Origin of the sequence: Enterobacter cancerogenus (assembly GCF_019047785.1) — a bacterium.
GTDB classification, from domain to species: Bacteria; Pseudomonadota; Gammaproteobacteria; order Enterobacterales; family Enterobacteriaceae; genus Enterobacter; species Enterobacter cancerogenus.
In genome coordinates this window covers 2442392-2459560 of record NZ_CP077290.1, presented here as the reverse complement: position 1 = coordinate 2459560, position 17169 = coordinate 2442392, and the positions used below count along the sequence as shown (strand labels likewise).

At 53.4% G+C, this 17169-nt stretch carries 14 protein-coding genes and 4 tRNA genes; 17 read left to right on the top strand and 1 reads right to left on the bottom strand.

What is annotated here, in order from left to right; all coding sequences use genetic code 11:
* Positions 1-290 precede the first annotated feature (290 nt).
* The 5 genes from dppA (at position 291) to dppF (ending at position 6031) form a co-directional block, all read left to right on the top strand.
* Positions 291-1898 (top strand): dipeptide ABC transporter periplasmic-binding protein DppA, encoded by a 1608-nt coding sequence (gene dppA, locus I6L58_RS11570; RefSeq protein ID WP_006177809.1) that lies wholly within the window; start codon positions 291-293, stop codon positions 1896-1898.
* Between the two features lie 197 nt (positions 1899-2095).
* Positions 2096-3115: a dipeptide ABC transporter permease DppB gene (gene dppB / locus I6L58_RS11565; RefSeq protein ID WP_006177810.1), complete on the top strand. Its 1020-nt coding sequence runs from the start codon at positions 2096-2098 to the stop codon at positions 3113-3115.
* Between the two features lie 9 nt (positions 3116-3124).
* Complete coding sequence (gene dppC / locus I6L58_RS11560) at positions 3125-4027, top strand: dipeptide ABC transporter permease DppC (protein ID WP_006177811.1); 903 nt, start codon at positions 3125-3127, stop codon at positions 4025-4027.
* 10 nt (positions 4028-4037) lie between these two features.
* Positions 4038-5021, top strand: coding sequence for a dipeptide ABC transporter ATP-binding protein (gene dppD / locus I6L58_RS11555; RefSeq protein WP_006177812.1), 984 nt, complete (start codon positions 4038-4040; stop codon positions 5019-5021).
* Entirely contained in the window at positions 5018-6031 is a 1014-nt protein-coding gene (dppF, locus tag I6L58_RS11550; protein WP_058610530.1) for a dipeptide ABC transporter ATP-binding subunit DppF, read from the top strand. Before dppD ends, dppF begins: the two co-directional genes overlap by 4 nt.
* Positions 6032-6074: 43 nt before the next feature.
* Here the strand turns inward: dppF and coaA are convergent, their stop codons facing one another.
* Positions 6075-7025 (bottom strand): type I pantothenate kinase, encoded by a 951-nt coding sequence (coaA, locus tag I6L58_RS11545; protein WP_042321387.1) that lies wholly within the window; start codon positions 7023-7025, stop codon positions 6075-6077.
* 316 nt (positions 7026-7341) lie between these two features.
* On the opposite strand from coaA, the gene I6L58_RS11540 reads away from it, so the two are divergent.
* The 12 genes from I6L58_RS11540 (at position 7342) to rpoB (ending at position 17108) form a co-directional block, all read left to right on the top strand.
* Positions 7342-7417: transfer RNA gene (locus I6L58_RS11540), tRNA-Thr, on the top strand.
* An 8-nt stretch (positions 7418-7425) separates the two neighbouring features.
* Positions 7426-7510 (top strand) — tRNA-Tyr (locus I6L58_RS11535).
* A 117-nt stretch (positions 7511-7627) separates the two neighbouring features.
* Positions 7628-7702: transfer RNA gene (locus tag I6L58_RS11530), tRNA-Gly, on the top strand.
* Positions 7703-7708: 6 nt separating this feature from the next.
* Positions 7709-7784 (top strand) — tRNA-Thr (locus I6L58_RS11525).
* A gap of 117 nt (positions 7785-7901) precedes the next feature.
* Positions 7902-9086: an elongation factor Tu gene (tuf, locus tag I6L58_RS11520; RefSeq protein WP_058637001.1), complete on the top strand. Its 1185-nt coding sequence runs from the start codon at positions 7902-7904 to the stop codon at positions 9084-9086.
* 229 nt (positions 9087-9315) lie between these two features.
* Positions 9316-9699, top strand: coding sequence for a preprotein translocase subunit SecE (secE, locus tag I6L58_RS11515; RefSeq protein WP_003033128.1), 384 nt, complete (start codon positions 9316-9318; stop codon positions 9697-9699).
* Between the two features lies 1 nt (position 9700).
* Positions 9701-10246, top strand: a complete 546-nt coding sequence (gene nusG, locus I6L58_RS11510; protein ID WP_003862341.1) for a transcription termination/antitermination protein NusG — start codon at positions 9701-9703, stop codon at positions 10244-10246.
* A gap of 155 nt (positions 10247-10401) precedes the next feature.
* Entirely contained in the window at positions 10402-10830 is a 429-nt protein-coding gene (rplK, locus tag I6L58_RS11505) for a 50S ribosomal protein L11 (protein WP_004097640.1), read from the top strand.
* Between the two features lie 3 nt (positions 10831-10833).
* Positions 10834-11538 carry a 50S ribosomal protein L1 gene (rplA, locus tag I6L58_RS11500; protein ID WP_006176745.1) on the top strand — a complete coding sequence of 235 codons (705 nt, stop codon included), beginning with the start codon at positions 10834-10836 and terminating at the stop codon, positions 11536-11538.
* A 292-nt stretch (positions 11539-11830) separates the two neighbouring features.
* A complete protein-coding gene (gene rplJ / locus I6L58_RS11495; protein ID WP_001207203.1) occupies positions 11831-12328 on the top strand; it encodes a 50S ribosomal protein L10 in 498 nt (165 codons plus the stop codon).
* A 66-nt stretch (positions 12329-12394) separates the two neighbouring features.
* Positions 12395-12760 carry a 50S ribosomal protein L7/L12 gene (gene rplL, locus I6L58_RS11490; protein ID WP_006176746.1) on the top strand — a complete coding sequence of 122 codons (366 nt, stop codon included), beginning with the start codon at positions 12395-12397 and terminating at the stop codon, positions 12758-12760.
* A gap of 319 nt (positions 12761-13079) precedes the next feature.
* Entirely contained in the window at positions 13080-17108 is a 4029-nt protein-coding gene (gene rpoB / locus I6L58_RS11485; protein WP_042320726.1) for a DNA-directed RNA polymerase subunit beta, read from the top strand.
* Positions 17109-17169: the final 61 nt, after the last annotated feature.

Below are 17169 nucleotides of genomic sequence, written 5' to 3'. Positions count from 1 at the left end.
AAATTTCCCTGCTGAAAACGAGCCTCGAAGGTTTTTTTAATCTTTGTTTGCGGTTTCTCACACTCCGCGTAAATCCCCGCCACCTGTATTGACGTTTTCACATTCTGTTGACAGATTGTAGGGCATGAGGGGCATTTCAGGGAGGATCTGCGCTGCAACTCAAACGCTCTTCTGAAAGGATTCTCCATCCCTTTAACGCCTACGGGCACCACCGACCAGACCGGGTAAAAAATAAATAAAGGTCAGGCGGCGTAACACAACAAAGCAAAACATCACATTGGAGCAGAATAATGAGTATTTCCTTGAAGAAGTCAGGGATGCTGAAGCTTGGTCTGAGCCTGGTGGCTATGACCGTTGCAGCAAGTGTTCAGGCAAAAACCCTGGTTTACTGTTCTGAAGGCTCGCCGGAAGGCTTTAACCCACAGCTCTTTACCTCTGGTACAACGTACGACGCTAGCTCTGTACCTATCTATAACCGTCTGGTTGAATTCAAAACCGGTACTACGGAAGTGATTCCGGGTCTGGCTGAGAAGTGGGACGTCAGCGAAGACGGTAAGACCTATACCTTCCACCTGCGTCAGGGCGTGAAGTGGCAGGACAGCAAAGAGTTCAAACCTACGCGCGATTTCAACGCCGACGACGTGGTGTTCTCCTTCGACCGTCAGAAAAATGCCCAGAACCCGTACCACAAAGTGTCCGGCGGCAGCTATGAATACTTCGAAGGCATGGGTCTGCCTGACCTGATTGCTGAAGTGAAAAAAGTGGACGACAAAACCGTTCAGTTCGTGCTGACGCGTCCGGAAGCACCATTCCTGGCCGACCTGGCAATGGACTTCGCCTCTATTCTCTCTAAAGAGTATGCGGACAACATGCTGAAGGCCGGTACGCCTGAGAAAGTGGATCTGAATCCTATCGGGACCGGTCCGTTCCAGCTGCTGCAGTACCAGAAAGACTCCCGTATTCTGTACAAAGCCTTCCCGGGCTACTGGGGCACCAAGCCGCAGATTGACCGTCTGGTCTTCTCCATCACGCCTGATGCTTCTGTGCGCTACGCAAAACTGCAGAAAAACGAATGTCAGGTTATGCCGTACCCGAACCCGGCTGACATTGCGCGCATGAAGCAGGACAAAAACATCAACCTGCTGGAGCAGGCGGGCCTGAACGTGGGTTACCTCTCCTTTAATACCGAGAAGAAACCGTTTGATGACGTGAAAGTCCGTCAGGCGCTGACCTACGCGGTAAACAAAGAAGCGATCATCAAAGCCGTTTATCAGGGCGCTGGCGTTGCCGCGAAGAACCTGATCCCACCAACCATGTGGGGCTATAACGACGACATCAAGGACTACACCTACGATCCTGAGAAAGCGAAAGCGCTGCTGAAAGAAGCGGGCCAGGATAAAGGCTTTACCGTTGAGCTGTGGGCAATGCCTGTTCAGCGTCCATACAACCCGAACGCGCGCCGCATGGCGGAAATGGTTCAGGCTGACTGGGCGAAGATCGGCGTTCAGGCCAAGATCGTGACCTACGAGTGGGGCGAATACCTCAAGCGTGCCAAAGCGGGCGAGCACCAGGCGGTGATGATGGGCTGGACCGGCGACAATGGGGATCCGGATAACTTCTTCGCGACGCTGTTCAGCTGTGCGGCAGCGAAAGACGGTTCCAACTACTCTCGCTGGTGCTACAAGCCGTTTGAAGACCTGATCCAGCCAGCCCGCGCGACCGACGATCACAACAAACGTATTGAACTGTACAAACAAGCGCAGGTTGTTATGCACGATCAGGCTCCGGCGCTGATTGTTGCTCACTCCACCGTGTACGAGCCAGTGCGTAAAGAAGTGAAGGGCTACGTGGTTGATCCACTGGGCAAACACCACTTCGAAAACGTGTCTGTTGAATAACTAAAAGCGTAAGGGGTGCAGTAGCACCCCATGCCCGGCGGTGCTGCGCTTGCACGGGCCTACGAATGTAGGCCGGGTAAGCGTAGCGCCACCCGGCAGTAGTGCTTTATTTCCTCTCTGGAAGGGGAGGGAATAAGATTTGTGAGCAATACAGACGTCGCGCCGTTGGGCGTGCGTCATCAGAGAGAATCCGGGTTATGTTGCAGTTCATCCTCCGACGTCTGGGACTTGTCATCCCCACGTTTATCGGTATCACCCTTCTCACTTTTGCCTTCGTCCATATGATCCCCGGCGACCCGGTGATGATTATGGCGGGCGAGCGTGGTATTTCCCCTGAACGTCATGCCCAACTGCTGGCGGAACTCGGCCTTGATAAGCCGATGTGGCAGCAGTACCTCCATTACATCTGGGGCGTTCTGCACGGCGATTTAGGGATTTCACTGAAAAGCCGTCTCCCGGTGTGGGACGAGTTCGTGCCGCGGTTTAAAGCGACGCTGGAACTGGGTATCTGCGCCATGATTTTTGCAACCGCGGTGGGTATCCCCGTTGGCGTACTGGCTGCCGTTAAGCGCGGTTCAATTTTCGATCATACGGCCGTTGGCCTCGCGCTGACCGGCTACTCCATGCCTATCTTCTGGTGGGGCATGATGCTGATTATGCTGGTGTCGGTGCAGTGGAACCTGACGCCGGTGTCCGGGCGCGTCAGCGATATGGTCTTCCTTGACGATACCAACCCGTTGACCGGCTTCATGCTGATCGATACGGCTATCTGGGGCGAGGAGGGCAACTTCATTGATGCCGTGGCGCACATGATCCTGCCTGCAATGGTGCTGGGCACCATTCCTCTGGCGGTCATCGTGCGTATGACCCGTTCCTCGATGCTGGAAGTGCTGGGCGAAGACTACATCCGTACCGCGCGTGCTAAAGGGCTGACCCGTATGCGCGTGATCATCGTTCACGCCTTGCGTAACGCGATGCTGCCGGTGGTTACCGTTATCGGCCTGCAGGTGGGAACGCTGCTGGCAGGGGCGATCCTGACGGAAACCATCTTCTCCTGGCCGGGGCTGGGACGCTGGCTGATTGATGCATTGCAACGCCGTGACTATCCGGTGGTGCAGGGCGGTGTGCTGCTGGTTGCGACGATGATTATTCTCGTCAACCTGCTGGTCGATCTGCTGTACGGCGTGGTGAACCCGCGTATTCGACATAAGAAGTAAGGGGCCATCATGTCACAAGTAACTCAAAATAAAGTGGTCGCGGCGCCGGTTCCTATGACCCCGCTGCAGGAGTTCTGGCACTATTTCAAGCGCAACAAAGGCGCGGTTATCGGGCTGGTCTATGTCACCATCATGATCCTGATTGCGGTGTTTGCGAACGTGCTTTCACCGTATAACCCGGCGGATCAGTTCCGCGATGCGCTGCTCGCGCCACCTGCCTGGCAGGACGGCGGCAGCCTGACGCACCTGCTGGGGACCGATGACGTGGGCCGCGACGTGCTGTCGCGCCTGATGTACGGCGCGCGCCTGTCGCTGCTGGTCGGCTGTCTGGTGGTAGTGCTGTCGCTGATCATGGGCGTGGTTCTCGGTCTGATTGCCGGCTACTTCGGCGGTATCGTAGATAACATCATCATGCGCATCGTCGATATCATGCTGGCGCTGCCAAGCCTGCTGCTGGCTCTGGTGCTGGTGGCGGTCTTTGGGCCGTCGATAGGTAACGCCGCCCTGGCGCTGACCTTCGTGGCCCTTCCGCACTATGTTCGATTAACCCGCGCGGCCGTTCTGGTTGAAGTGAACCGCGACTATGTGACCGCTTCTCGCGTGGCGGGAGCAGGCGCCATGCGCCAGATGTTCGTCAACATTCTTCCTAACTGCCTTGCACCGCTGATTGTTCAGGCGTCGCTTGGTTTCTCTAACGCCATTCTTGATATGGCCGCTCTTGGCTTCCTTGGCATGGGTGCGCAGCCGCCAACACCGGAGTGGGGCACCATGCTCTCCGACGTGTTGCAGTTCGCACAAAGCGCCTGGTGGGTCGTCACCTTCCCAGGTCTGGCGATTCTGCTGACGGTGCTGGCATTTAACCTGATGGGTGATGGTCTGCGTGATGCACTTGATCCCAAACTGAAGCAGTAAGAGGCACGAGATGGCGTTATTAACTATAGATAAATTATCGGTGCACTTCGGAGACGAAGGCACACCGTTTCGCGCCGTGGACCGCATCAGCTACAGCGTAAATCAGGGCGAAGTGGTCGGCATTGTTGGGGAATCTGGTTCCGGTAAATCGGTGAGTTCACTGGCGATCATGGGGTTGATTGACTATCCCGGTCGCGTGATGGCAGAAAGCCTGACCTTTAACGGCCAGGATCTGAAGCGCATCTCCGAAAAAGAGCGTCGCCAGCTGGTGGGCGCTGAAGTGGCGATGATCTTCCAGGACCCGATGACCAGTCTCAACCCTTGCTACACCGTTGGCTACCAGATTATGGAAGCCATTAAGGTGCACCAGGGCGGCAATAAGAAAACGCGTCGTCAGCGGGCTATCGACCTGCTGACGCAGGTGGGAATACCTGACCCGGCATCGCGTCTGGACGTTTATCCGCACCAGCTCTCCGGCGGGATGAGCCAGCGCGTGATGATCGCCATGGCGATTGCCTGTCGGCCAAAGCTGCTGATTGCCGATGAACCGACCACCGCGCTGGACGTAACGATTCAGGCGCAAATCATCGAACTTCTGCTGGAGCTACAGCAGAAAGAGAACATGGCGCTGGTGCTGATTACGCACGACCTGGCGCTGGTGGCTGAAGCAGCACATAAAATTATCGTGATGTACGCAGGGCAGGTTGTGGAAACCGGCAACTCGCACGATATCTTCCGCGCGCCGCGTCACCCGTATACCCAGGCGCTGTTGCGCGCGCTGCCGGAGTTTGCTCAGGATAAAGCTCGTCTGGCCTCGCTGCCGGGCGTGGTGCCGGGCAAATATGACCGTCCGCAGGGCTGCCTGCTTAACCCGCGCTGCCCGTATGCGACGGACAAATGCCGTGTCGATGAGCCAGAGCTGAATACGCTGGCTGACGGCCGCCAGTCGAAATGTCACTACCCACTCGATGATGCCGGGAGGCCAACACTATGAGTACGCAACAGGCCGCCACGCAACACATGCTGTTGCAGGCCATCGACCTGAAAAAACATTACCCGGTCAAAAAGGGGATGTTTGCCCCTGAGCGTCTGGTGAAAGCGCTGGATGGCGTATCCTTTACCCTCGAGCGCGGTAAAACGCTGGCGGTGGTGGGGGAGTCGGGCTGCGGTAAGTCTACCTTGGGCCGTCTGCTGACGATGATCGAAACGCCGACCGGCGGTGAGCTTTATTATCAGGGTCAGGATCTGCTCAAGCACGATCCGCAGGCGCAGAAACTGCGTCGCCAGAAAATCCAGATCGTCTTCCAGAACCCGTACGGTTCTCTGAACCCGCGGAAAAAAGTGGGGCAGATTCTGGAAGAGCCGCTGCAGATCAACGCTAATCTGAGCAAAGAGCAGCGTCGTGAAAAAGCGCTGGCGATGATGGCGAAGGTGGGTCTCAAAACCGAACATTACGATCGTTACCCGCACATGTTCTCCGGCGGCCAGCGTCAACGTATCGCCATTGCCCGTGGTCTGATGCTTGACCCGGACGTGGTGATTGCCGACGAACCGGTTTCAGCGCTCGACGTTTCCGTGCGCGCGCAGGTGCTGAACCTGATGATGGATCTGCAGCAGGAGCTGGGGCTGTCGTACGTATTTATCTCGCACGATCTCTCCGTGGTGGAGCACATTGCTGACGAAGTGATGGTGATGTATCTCGGGCGCTGCGTGGAGAAGGGGACCAAAGACCAGATCTTTACGAATCCTCGTCACCCGTACACCCAGGCGCTGCTATCGGCTACGCCGCGTCTGAACCCGGATGACCGTCGCGAGCGCATCAAGCTCACCGGCGAACTGCCAAGCCCGCTGAATCCGCCGCCGGGGTGTGCGTTCAACGCCCGCTGCCGTCGCCGCTTTGGTCCCTGCACACAGTTGCAGCCGCAGCTGAAGGATTACGGTGGACAACTGGTGGCCTGCTTCGCGGTCGATCAGGATGAAAACGGCGAGAAGCCGCAGGCGTAAACAAAAAAACCGGCACTGAGCCGGTTTTTTTATGCCTGAAAGATTACTTCCGCAACCGGATCTGGTCGACAGCGTGTTTCTCACTCTTGGTGAGGATCAGGCTGGCGCGCTCGCGCGTTGGCAGGATGTTCTCTTTGAGGTTCACGTAGTTGATCTCATTCCACAGCCCCGTCGCGACCTTAATAGCCTCTTCTTTGGAGAGCTGCGCGTAGTTATGGAAGTAAGAATCAGGATCGGTGAACGCCCCCTCACGGAACTTCAGGAAGCGGTTGATATACCAGCTTTGCAGCAAATCTTCCGGCGCATCGACATAGATAGAGAAATCCACGAAGTCGGAAACGAATACGTGATGCGGGTCGTGAGGATAATCCATTCCGCTTTGCAGCACGTTTAACCCTTCGAGGATCAGGATATCCGGCTGCACCACCGTTTTGTCGCCGTCCGGGATGCGGTCGTAGATTAAATGCGAATAGACCGGCGCGGTCACGTTTGGCGCGCCCGATTTCAGATCAGAGACGAATTTCACCAGCCGGTGCATATCATAGGAGAGCGGGAAGCCTTTCTTCTTCATCAGACCGCGCTCTTTTAACACCTCATTCGGGTGCAGGAAGCCGTCGGTGGTGATCAGCTCCACGCTGCGGTGTTCCGGCCAGCGGCTCAGCAGCGCCTGCAATACGCGCGCTGTGGTGCTTTTACCCACCGCCACGCTGCCCGCAATGCTGATGATATAAGGAATGCGTTGGCCGTTGGTTCCAAGGAACTGCTCCAGCACCGCCTGACGGCGCAGGTTGGAGCTTATATAGAAGTTAAGCAAGCGAGAGAGGGGAAGATAGATCTCTGCCACCTCTTCCAGGGAGAGATCTTCGTTTATCCCTTTTAACCGTGCGATTTCGCCTTCCGTCAGCGTCATGGGGACGGAGTCACGCAGGGCAGCCCACTGGCTGCGGTTAAACTGAAGATAAGGCGTCATTAACGTTTGCTCTTTTTTGCTCATAAGCATGCTTCTGTGAACCGCCACAGACCGGCGCGTAACGGCTCATCACATAGTTAATTTTGGACAATGGGCAGGAGGTTAACACCAGATGACAGGAATAATAAGAAAAAATATGGGAAAGCGGTGCGTTACGCGGGAGTCGTCACGCCAGAGTAACGCAGGGTAAAACGGGGGTTTCCGCTGATTTTTTGTTCGCGAGTGAATGATTTTACAGCACTCGACGCTACTTTCGAATAAAATGTGAGCGAAAGAACGTTTTATGCAATTTTTTAGTTGCATGACTGCGCAGGTCTCCATAGAATGCGCGCTACTTGATGCCGACTTAGCTCAGTAGGTAGAGCAACTGACTTGTAATCAGTAGGTCACCAGTTCGATTCCGGTAGTCGGCACCATCAAGTCCGGTGGGGTTCCCGAGCGGCCAAAGGGAGCAGACTGTAAATCTGCCGTCACAGACTTCGAAGGTTCGAATCCTTCCCCCACCACCACTTTCTGGCAGCGAATATGCCGCCGGAGCTGGTTGGAAAAATTGACCAGCTCGAACTTAAAAAGAGAGAAATCTCTTTTTTTGTTACAGAAAGAACTGGGTAGCCGAGTTTCAGGATGCGGGCATCGTATAATGGCTATTACCTCAGCCTTCCAAGCTGATGATGCGGGTTCGATTCCCGCTGCCCGCTCCAATACGTGCTGATATGGCTCAGTTGGTAGAGCGCACCCTTGGTAAGGGTGAGGTCCCCAGTTCGACTCTGGGTATCAGCACCACTTCACTTCTCCTCCCTTTTCTCTCTGTTTCAATGTAAATGTATTCAACAGTTCAGGCATTTCGCCTGGTTGATGTGGTGATATCACCGATTTATCCGTGTCTTAGAGGGACAATCGATGTCTAAAGAAAAGTTTGAACGTACAAAACCGCACGTTAACGTCGGTACTATCGGCCACGTTGACCATGGTAAAACAACGCTGACCGCTGCAATCACTACCGTACTGGCTAAGACCTACGGCGGTGCTGCTCGCGCATTCGACCAGATCGATAACGCACCAGAAGAAAAAGCTCGTGGTATCACCATCAACACGTCCCACGTTGAATATGACACCCCGACTCGCCACTACGCACACGTAGACTGCCCAGGCCACGCCGACTATGTTAAAAACATGATCACCGGTGCTGCGCAGATGGACGGCGCGATCCTGGTTGTTGCTGCGACTGACGGCCCAATGCCTCAGACTCGTGAGCACATCCTGCTGGGTCGTCAGGTAGGCGTTCCTTACATCATCGTGTTCCTGAACAAGTGCGACATGGTTGATGACGAAGAGCTGCTGGAACTGGTAGAGATGGAAGTTCGTGAACTGCTGTCTCAGTACGATTTCCCAGGCGACGACACCCCAATCGTTCGTGGTTCCGCGCTGAAAGCGCTGGAAGGCGAAGCAGAGTGGGAAGCAAAAATCATCGAACTGGCTGGCTTCCTGGATTCTTACATCCCAGAACCAGAGCGTGCGATTGACAAGCCATTCCTGCTGCCAATCGAAGACGTATTCTCCATCTCCGGTCGTGGTACCGTTGTTACCGGTCGTGTAGAGCGCGGTATCATCAAAGTTGGTGAAGAAGTTGAAATCGTTGGTATCAAAGATACTGCGAAATCTACCTGTACTGGCGTTGAAATGTTCCGCAAACTGCTGGACGAAGGCCGTGCTGGTGAGAACGTTGGTGTTCTGCTGCGTGGTATCAAACGCGAAGAAATCGAACGTGGTCAGGTTCTGGCGAAGCCAGGCTCAATCAAGCCACACACCAAGTTCGAATCTGAAGTGTACATCCTGTCCAAAGACGAAGGCGGCCGTCATACTCCGTTCTTCAAAGGCTACCGTCCACAGTTCTACTTCCGTACAACTGACGTGACCGGTACCATCGAACTGCCAGAAGGCGTAGAGATGGTAATGCCAGGCGACAACATCAAGATGGTTGTGACGCTGATCCACCCAATCGCGATGGACGACGGTCTGCGTTTCGCAATCCGTGAAGGCGGCCGTACCGTTGGCGCGGGCGTTGTTGCTAAAGTTCTCGGCTAATTGCTGATAACATTTGACGCAATGCGCAATAAAAGGGCATCATTTGATGCCCTTTTTGCACGCTTTCACATCAGAACCTGGCTCATCAGTGATTATTTTTGTCATAATCATTGCTGAGACAGGCTCTGCAGAGGGCGTATAATCCGAAAAGCGAATATGCGTTTCGATTTGGTTTGCCTCGCGATCGCGGGGTGAAAATGTTTGTAGAATACTTCTGACAGGTTGGTTTATGAGTGCGAATACCGAAGCTCAAGGAAGCGGGCGCGGCCTGGAAGCGATGAAATGGGTAGTTGTTGCCGTGCTGCTTCTCGTAGCGATTGTTGGCAACTATCTTTATCGTGACATGATGCTGCCGCTCCGCGCGCTTGCAGTGGTAATTCTGATTGCTGCAGCGGGTGGTGTCGCGCTGTTGACAACGAAAGGCAAAGCGACCGTTGCTTTTGCTCGCGAAGCGCGTACTGAAGTCCGCAAGGTAATTTGGCCGACTCGCCAGGAAACATTGCACACCACGCTGATCGTAGCGGCGGTTACCGCTGTAATGTCACTGATCCTGTGGGGACTGGATGGTATTCTGGTTCGCCTGGTATCCTTTATCACTGGCCTGAGGTTCTGAGATGTCTGAAGCCCCTAAAAAGCGCTGGTACGTCGTTCAGGCGTTTTCCGGTTTTGAAGGCCGCGTAGCAACGTCGCTGCGTGAGCATATCAAATTACACAACATGGAAGAGTTATTTGGCGAAGTTATGGTTCCAACCGAAGAAGTGGTTGAGATCCGTGGCGGCCAACGTCGCAAAAGCGAGCGTAAATTCTTCCCGGGTTACGTGCTGGTTCAGATGGTTATGAACGACGCGAGCTGGCACCTGGTGCGCAGCGTACCGCGCGTGATGGGCTTTATCGGCGGCACGTCCGACCGTCCGGCGCCAATCAGCGATAAAGAAGTTGATGCGATTATGAACCGCCTGCAGCAGGTTGGTGATAAGCCGCGTCCTAAAACGCTGTTTGAACCGGGTGAAATGGTTCGTGTTAACGACGGTCCGTTTGCTGACTTTAACGGCGTAGTTGAAGAAGTGGACTACGAGAAGTCCCGCCTGAAAGTTTCTGTGTCTATCTTTGGTCGTGCGACCCCGGTAGAGCTGGACTTTGCCCAGGTAGAAAAAGCCTAAGCAGCGATCAAAAAAGCGGCGATTTAATCGTTGCACAGGGCGCGAGATTGGAATACAATTTCGCGCCTTTTGTTTTTATGGGCCTGGCCCGTAAAACGATTTTTATTCACGGGGAGCCTCCTTGAGGCGCTATTACCCAATCAGAGGATTTTAGAATGGCTAAGAAAGTACAAGCCTACGTCAAGCTGCAGGTTGCAGCTGGTATGGCGAACCCAAGTCCACCAGTTGGTCCAGCTCTGGGTCAGCAGGGTGTGAACATCATGGAATTCTGTAAAGCGTTCAACGCCAAAACCGAATCCCTGGAAAAAGGTCTGCCAATCCCAGTCGTAATCACTGTTTACGCTGACCGTTCTTTCACTTTCGTTACCAAAACCCCTCCAGCAGCAGTTCTGCTGAAGAAAGCAGCGGGCATCAAGTCTGGTTCCGGTAAGCCGAACAAAGACAAAGTCGGTAAAATTTCCCGCGCTCAGCTGCAGGAAATCGCGCAGACCAAAGCTGCCGACATGACTGGTTCCGACATTGAAGCGATGACTCGCTCCATTGAAGGTACTGCACGTTCCATGGGCCTGGTAGTGGAGGACTAAGAAATGGCTAAACTGACCAAGCGCATGTCCGTGATCCGTGACAAAGTTGATGCGACCAAACAGTACGACATCAACGAAGCTATCGCTCTGCTGAAAGAACTGGCTACTGCTAAGTTCGTTGAAAGCGTTGACGTTGCCGTTAACCTGGGCATCGACGCTCGTAAATCCGATCAGAACGTTCGTGGCGCAACTGTACTGCCACACGGTACTGGCCGTTCCGTTCGCGTAGCTGTATTTGCTCAGGGTGCAAACGCTGAAGCTGCTAAAGCTGCCGGCGCTGAACTGGTAGGTATGGAAGATCTGGCTGATCAGATCAAGAAAGGCGAAATGAACTTTGACGTTGTTATTGCTTCTCCAGATGCAATGCGCGTTGTTGGCCAGCTGGGCCAGGTTCTGGGTCCACGCGGCCTGATGCCAAACCCGAAAGTTGGTACTGTAACCCCTAACGTTGCTGAAGCGGTTAAGAACGCTAAAGCAGGTCAGGTTCGTTATCGTAACGACAAAAACGGCATCATCCACACCACCATCGGTAAAGTGGACTTTGACGCTGACAAACTGAAAGAAAACCTGGAATCTCTGCTGGTTGCGCTGAAAAAAGCAAAACCAACTCAGGCGAAAGGCGTGTACATCAAGAAAGTTAGCATCTCCACCACCATGGGTGCAGGTGTTGCAGTTGACCAGGCTGGCCTGAGCGCTGCTGCAAACTAATGCCTTTACGTGGGCGGTGATTTTGTCTACAATCTTACCCCCACGTTTGCTAACGAAAGTTAGCGGCTAAAAAGATTTGTTCGTTGGAGCCTGGCCTATCCAGGCCTCCGTCGAAGACCGCAGGTGTTTCGCAAGAAACTTAATCCCCTGCGTAGACGGTGACAGAACGCTAAGATTATTTTTTGAATACTCTGGCTTGTTTCTGCTCACCGTATTAAGACGCTCTTTCCGTTTGGGAGAGTGAAGTGAGTTCCGGAACATGAGTTCCGGCAAACATCCAGGAGCAAAGCTAATGGCTTTAAATCTTCAAGACAAACAAGCGATTGTTGCTGAAGTCAGCGAAGTAGCCAAAGGCGCGCTGTCTGCAGTAGTTGCGGATTCCCGTGGCGTTACTGTAGACAAAATGACTGAACTGCGTAAAGCAGGTCGTGAAGCTGGCGTATACATGCGTGTTGTTCGTAACACCCTGCTGCGTCGCGTCGTTGAAGGTACTCAGTTCGAGTGCCTGAAAGACACGTTTGTTGGTCCGACCCTGATTGCATACTCTATGGAACACCCGGGCGCTGCTGCTCGTCTGTTCAAAGAGTTCGCGAAAGCGAATGCAAAATTTGAGGTCAAAGCTGCAGCCTTTGAAGGTGAGTTGATCCCGGCATCGCAAATCGATCGCCTGGCAACCCTGCCGACCTACGAAGAAGCAATTGCACGCCTGATGGCAACCATGAAAGAAGCTTCGGCTGGCAAACTGGTTCGCACTCTGGCTGCTGTTCGCGATGCGAAAGAAGCTGCTTAATAGCAGTTATCTTTATAAAGCATTTGCTTACGTATAAACTTATTCTGATTTTCAGGAACAATTTAAATGTCTATCACTAAAGATCAAATCATTGAAGCAGTTGCAGCTATGTCCGTAATGGACGTTGTAGAACTGATTTCTGCAATGGAAGAAAAATTCGGTGTTTCCGCTGCTGCTGCTGTAGCTGTAGCTGCTGGCCCGGCTGAAGCTGCTGAAGAAAAAACTGAATTCGACGTAATTCTGAAAGCTGCAGGCGCTAACAAAGTTGCTGTTATCAAAGCAGTACGTGGCGCAACTGGCCTGGGTCTGAAAGAAGCTAAAGACCTGGTAGAATCTGCTCCAGCTGCGCTGAAAGAAGGCGTGAGCAAAGATGACGCAGAAGCACTGAAAAAATCTCTGGAAGAAGCTGGCGCTGAAGTTGAAGTTAAATAAGCCAACTTTTCTGGTTGCAGCCTAAGTCATTAGGCTGATGGCTGGTGACTTTTTAGTCACCAGCCTTTTTGCGCTGTAAGGCATCAGCAGCATTTCACACTGTTTGACTGCTGGTTGTCCTGACAATGCATGTTTCTATCGACGACTTAATATATTGCGACAGGGTGCTCGCTCTGTGTAAATCGCGACGAAATGATTTAAGCGTGATAGCAACAGGTATTGCGGAAAGTATTCAATTTTCCGGTCCACAAAATGGTGTTGCACAAACTGTCCCTTCGTCGGACAGATGCGTCGACTTGTCAGCGAGCTGAGGAACCCTATGGTTTACTCCTATACCGAGAAAAAACGTATTCGTAAGGATTTTGGTAAACGTCCACAAGTTCTGGACATACCTTATCTCCTTTCTATCCAGCTTGACTCGTTCCAGAAGTTTATCGAGCAAGATCCTGAAGGGCAGTACGGCCTGGAAGCAGCCTTCCGCTCCGTGTTCCCAATTCAGAGCTACAGCGGTAATTCCGAGCTGCAGTACGTCAGCTATCGCCTTGGCGAACCGGTGTTTGACGTTCAGGAATGTCAGATCCGTGGCGTGACCTATTCCGCACCGCTGCGCGTAAAACTGCGTCTGGTGATCTACGAGCGCGAAGCGCCGGAAGGCACCGTAAAAGACATTAAAGAACAAGAAGTCTACATGGGTGAAATTCCACTCATGACGGACAACGGTACTTTCGTTATCAACGGTACTGAGCGTGTTATCGTTTCCCAGCTGCACCGTAGCCCGGGCGTCTTCTTCGACAGCGATAAAGGTAAAACACACTCTTCCGGTAAAGTACTGTATAACGCACGCATCATCCCTTACCGTGGTTCATGGCTGGACTTTGAGTTCGATCCGAAAGACAACCTGTTTGTCCGTATCGACCGTCGTCGTAAACTGCCTGCAACCATCATCCTGCGTGCGCTGCAATATACGACTGAACAGATCCTGGACCTGTTCTTCGAGAAAGTGATCTTTGAAATCCGCGACAACAAGCTGCAGATGGAGCTGGTGCCGGAACGTCTGCGTGGTGAGACCGCGTCGTTCGACATCGAAGCCGACGGCAAAGTGTATGTGGAAAAAGGTCGCCGTATTACTGCGCGCCATATTCGTCAGCTGGAAAAAGATGATATCAAACTCATCGAAGTACCGGTTGAATACATTGCAGGAAAAGTATCCGCGAAAGATTACGTTGACGAGTCAACTGGCGAGCTGATCTGCCCGGCTAACATGGAGCTGAGCCTGGATCTGCTGGCTAAGCTGAGCCAGTCTGGTCACAAGCGTATCGAAACGCTGTTCACCAACGATCTGGACCACGGTGCGTATATCTCTGAGACCATTCGCGTCGACCCAACGACCGATCGTCTGAGCGCGCTGGTAGAAATCTACCGCATGATGCGCCCTGGTGAGCCACCAACTCGTGAAGCAGCTGAAAGCCTGTTTGAGAACCTGTTCTTCTCCGAAGACCGCTACGATCTGTCTGCGGTAGGTCGTATGAAGTTCAACCGTTCTCTGCTGCGTGACGAAATCGAAGGTTCCGGAATCCTGAGCAAAGACGACATCATCGAAGTGATGAAGAAGCTCATCGATATCCGTAACGGCAAAGGCGAAGTGGATGATATCGACCACCTCGGCAACCGTCGTATCCGTTCCGTAGGCGAAATGGCGGAAAACCAGTTCCGCGTTGGCCTGGTACGTGTAGAGCGTGCGGTGAAAGAGCGTCTGTCTCTGGGCGATCTGGATACCCTGATGCCTCAGGATATGATCAACGCCAAGCCGATTTCCGCAGCCGTGAAAGAGTTCTTCGGTTCCAGCCAGCTGTCTCAGTTTATGGACCAGAACAACCCGCTGTCTGAGATTACGCACAAGCGTCGTATCTCTGCACTCGGCCCAGGCGGTCTGACCCGTGAACGTGCAGGCTTCGAAGTTCGAGACGTACACCCGACGCACTACGGTCGCGTATGTCCAATCGAAACGCCTGAAGGTCCAAACATCGGTCTGATCAACTCCCTGTCCGTGTACGCACAGACTAACGAATACGGTTTCCTCGAGACTCCGTATCGTAAAGTGACTGACGGTGTTGTAACCGACGAAATTCATTACCTGTCTGCTATCGAAGAAGGCAACTACGTTATCGCTCAGGCGAACTCCAACCTGGATGACGAAGGCCACTTTGTAGAAGATCTCGTTACCTGTCGTAGTAAAGGCGAATCCAGCCTGTTCAGCCGTGACCAGGTTGACTACATGGACGTTTCCACCCAGCAGGTGGTCTCCGTCGGTGCGTCCCTGATCCCGTTCCTGGAACACGATGACGCCAACCGTGCATTGATGGGTGCGAACATGCAACGTCAGGCCGTTCCAACGCTGCGCGCTGATAAGCCGCTGGTTGGTACCGGTATGGAACGTGCTGTTGCCGTTGACTCCGGTGTAACTGCGGTTGCTAAACGTGGCGGTACCGTACAGTACGTGGATGCTTCCCGTATCGTTATCAAAGTTAACGAAGACGAGATGTACCCGGGCGAAGCAGGTATCGACATTTATAACCTGACCAAATACACCCGTTCTAACCAGAACACCTGTATCAACCAGATGCCATGCGTGTCTCTGGGTGAGCCAGTTGAGCGCGGCGACGTGCTGGCAGACGGTCCGTCCACCGACCTCGGTGAACTGGCGCTCGGTCAGAACATGCGCGTAGCGTTCATGCCGTGGAACGGTTACAACTTCGAAGACTCCATCCTCGTCTCCGAGCGTGTGGTTCAGGAAGATCGTTTCACCACCATCCACATTCAGGAACTGGCGTGTGTGTCCCGTGACACCAAGCTGGGGCCAGAAGAGATCACCGCTGACATCCCTAACGTGGGTGAAGCTGCGCTCTCCAAGCTGGATGAATCCGGTATTGTTTACATCGGTGCGGAAGTGACCGGCGGCGACATTCTGGTTGGTAAGGTTACGCCAAAAGGTGAAACCCAGCTGACGCCAGAAGAAAAACTGCTGCGTGCAATCTTCGGTGAGAAAGCGTCTGACGTTAAAGACTCTTCTCTGCGCGTACCAAACGGTGTATCCGGTACGGTTATCGACGTTCAGGTCTTCACTCGTGATGGCGTTGAAAAAGATAAACGTGCGCTGGAAATCGAAGAGATGCAGCTCAAGCAGGCGAAAAAAGACCTGTCTGAAGAACTGCAGATCCTCGAAGCAGGTCTGTTCAGCCGTATCTATGCGGTACTCGTTGCCGGTGGTATCGAAGCTGAGAAGCTCGACAAACTGCCACGCGATCGCTGGCTGGAACTGGGCCTGACCGACGAAGAGAAACAGAATCAGCTGGAACAGCTGGCTGAGCAGTATGACGAACTGAAACACGAGTTCGAGAAAAAACTCGAAGCGAAACGCCGCAAAATCACTCAGGGCGACGATCTGGCACCAGGCGTGCTGAAGATTGTTAAGGTGTATCTGGCCGTTAAACGTCAGATCCAGCCTGGTGATAAGATGGCAGGTCGTCACGGTAACAAGGGTGTTATTTCTAAGATCAACCCGATCGAAGATATGCCGCACGATGCTAACGGTACGCCGGTAGATATCGTACTGAACCCATTGGGCGTACCGTCTCGTATGAACATCGGTCAGATTCTGGAAACCCACCTGGGTATGGCTGCAAAAGGTATCGGCGACAAGATCAACGCCATGCTGAAGCAGCAGGAAGAAGTCGCGAAACTGCGCGAATTCATCCAGCGTGCCTACGATCTGGGTACCGACGTTCGTCAGAAAGTCGACCTGAATACCTTCAGCGATGACGAAGTGCTGCGTCTGGCAGAGAACCTGCGCAAAGGTATGCCGATTGCAACGCCGGTATTCGACGGTGCAAAAGAAGCTGAAATCAAAGAGCTGCTGCAACTGGGTGGTCTGCCAACGTCTGGTCAGATTACGCTGTTTGACGGCCGTACCGGTGAACAGTTCGAGCGTCCGGTAACCGTAGGTTACATGTACATGCTGAAACTGAACCACCTGGTCGACGACAAGATGCACGCTCGTTCTACCGGTTCTTACAGCCTGGTTACTCAGCAGCCGCTGGGTGGTAAGGCACAGTTCGGTGGTCAGCGCTTCGGGGAGATGGAAGTGTGGGCGCTGGAAGCATACGGCGCAGCATACACCCTGCAGGAAATGCTTACCGTTAAGTCTGATGACGTGAACGGTCGTACCAAGATGTATAAAAACATCGTGGACGGCAACCATCAGATGGAGCCGGGCATGCCAGAATCCTTCAACGTACTGTTGAAAGAGATTCGTTCGCTGGGTATCAACATCGAACTGGAAGACGAGTAATTCTCGCTCAAACAGGTCACTGGTGTCGGGTTAACCCCCGACACCAGATTGTGCTAACTCC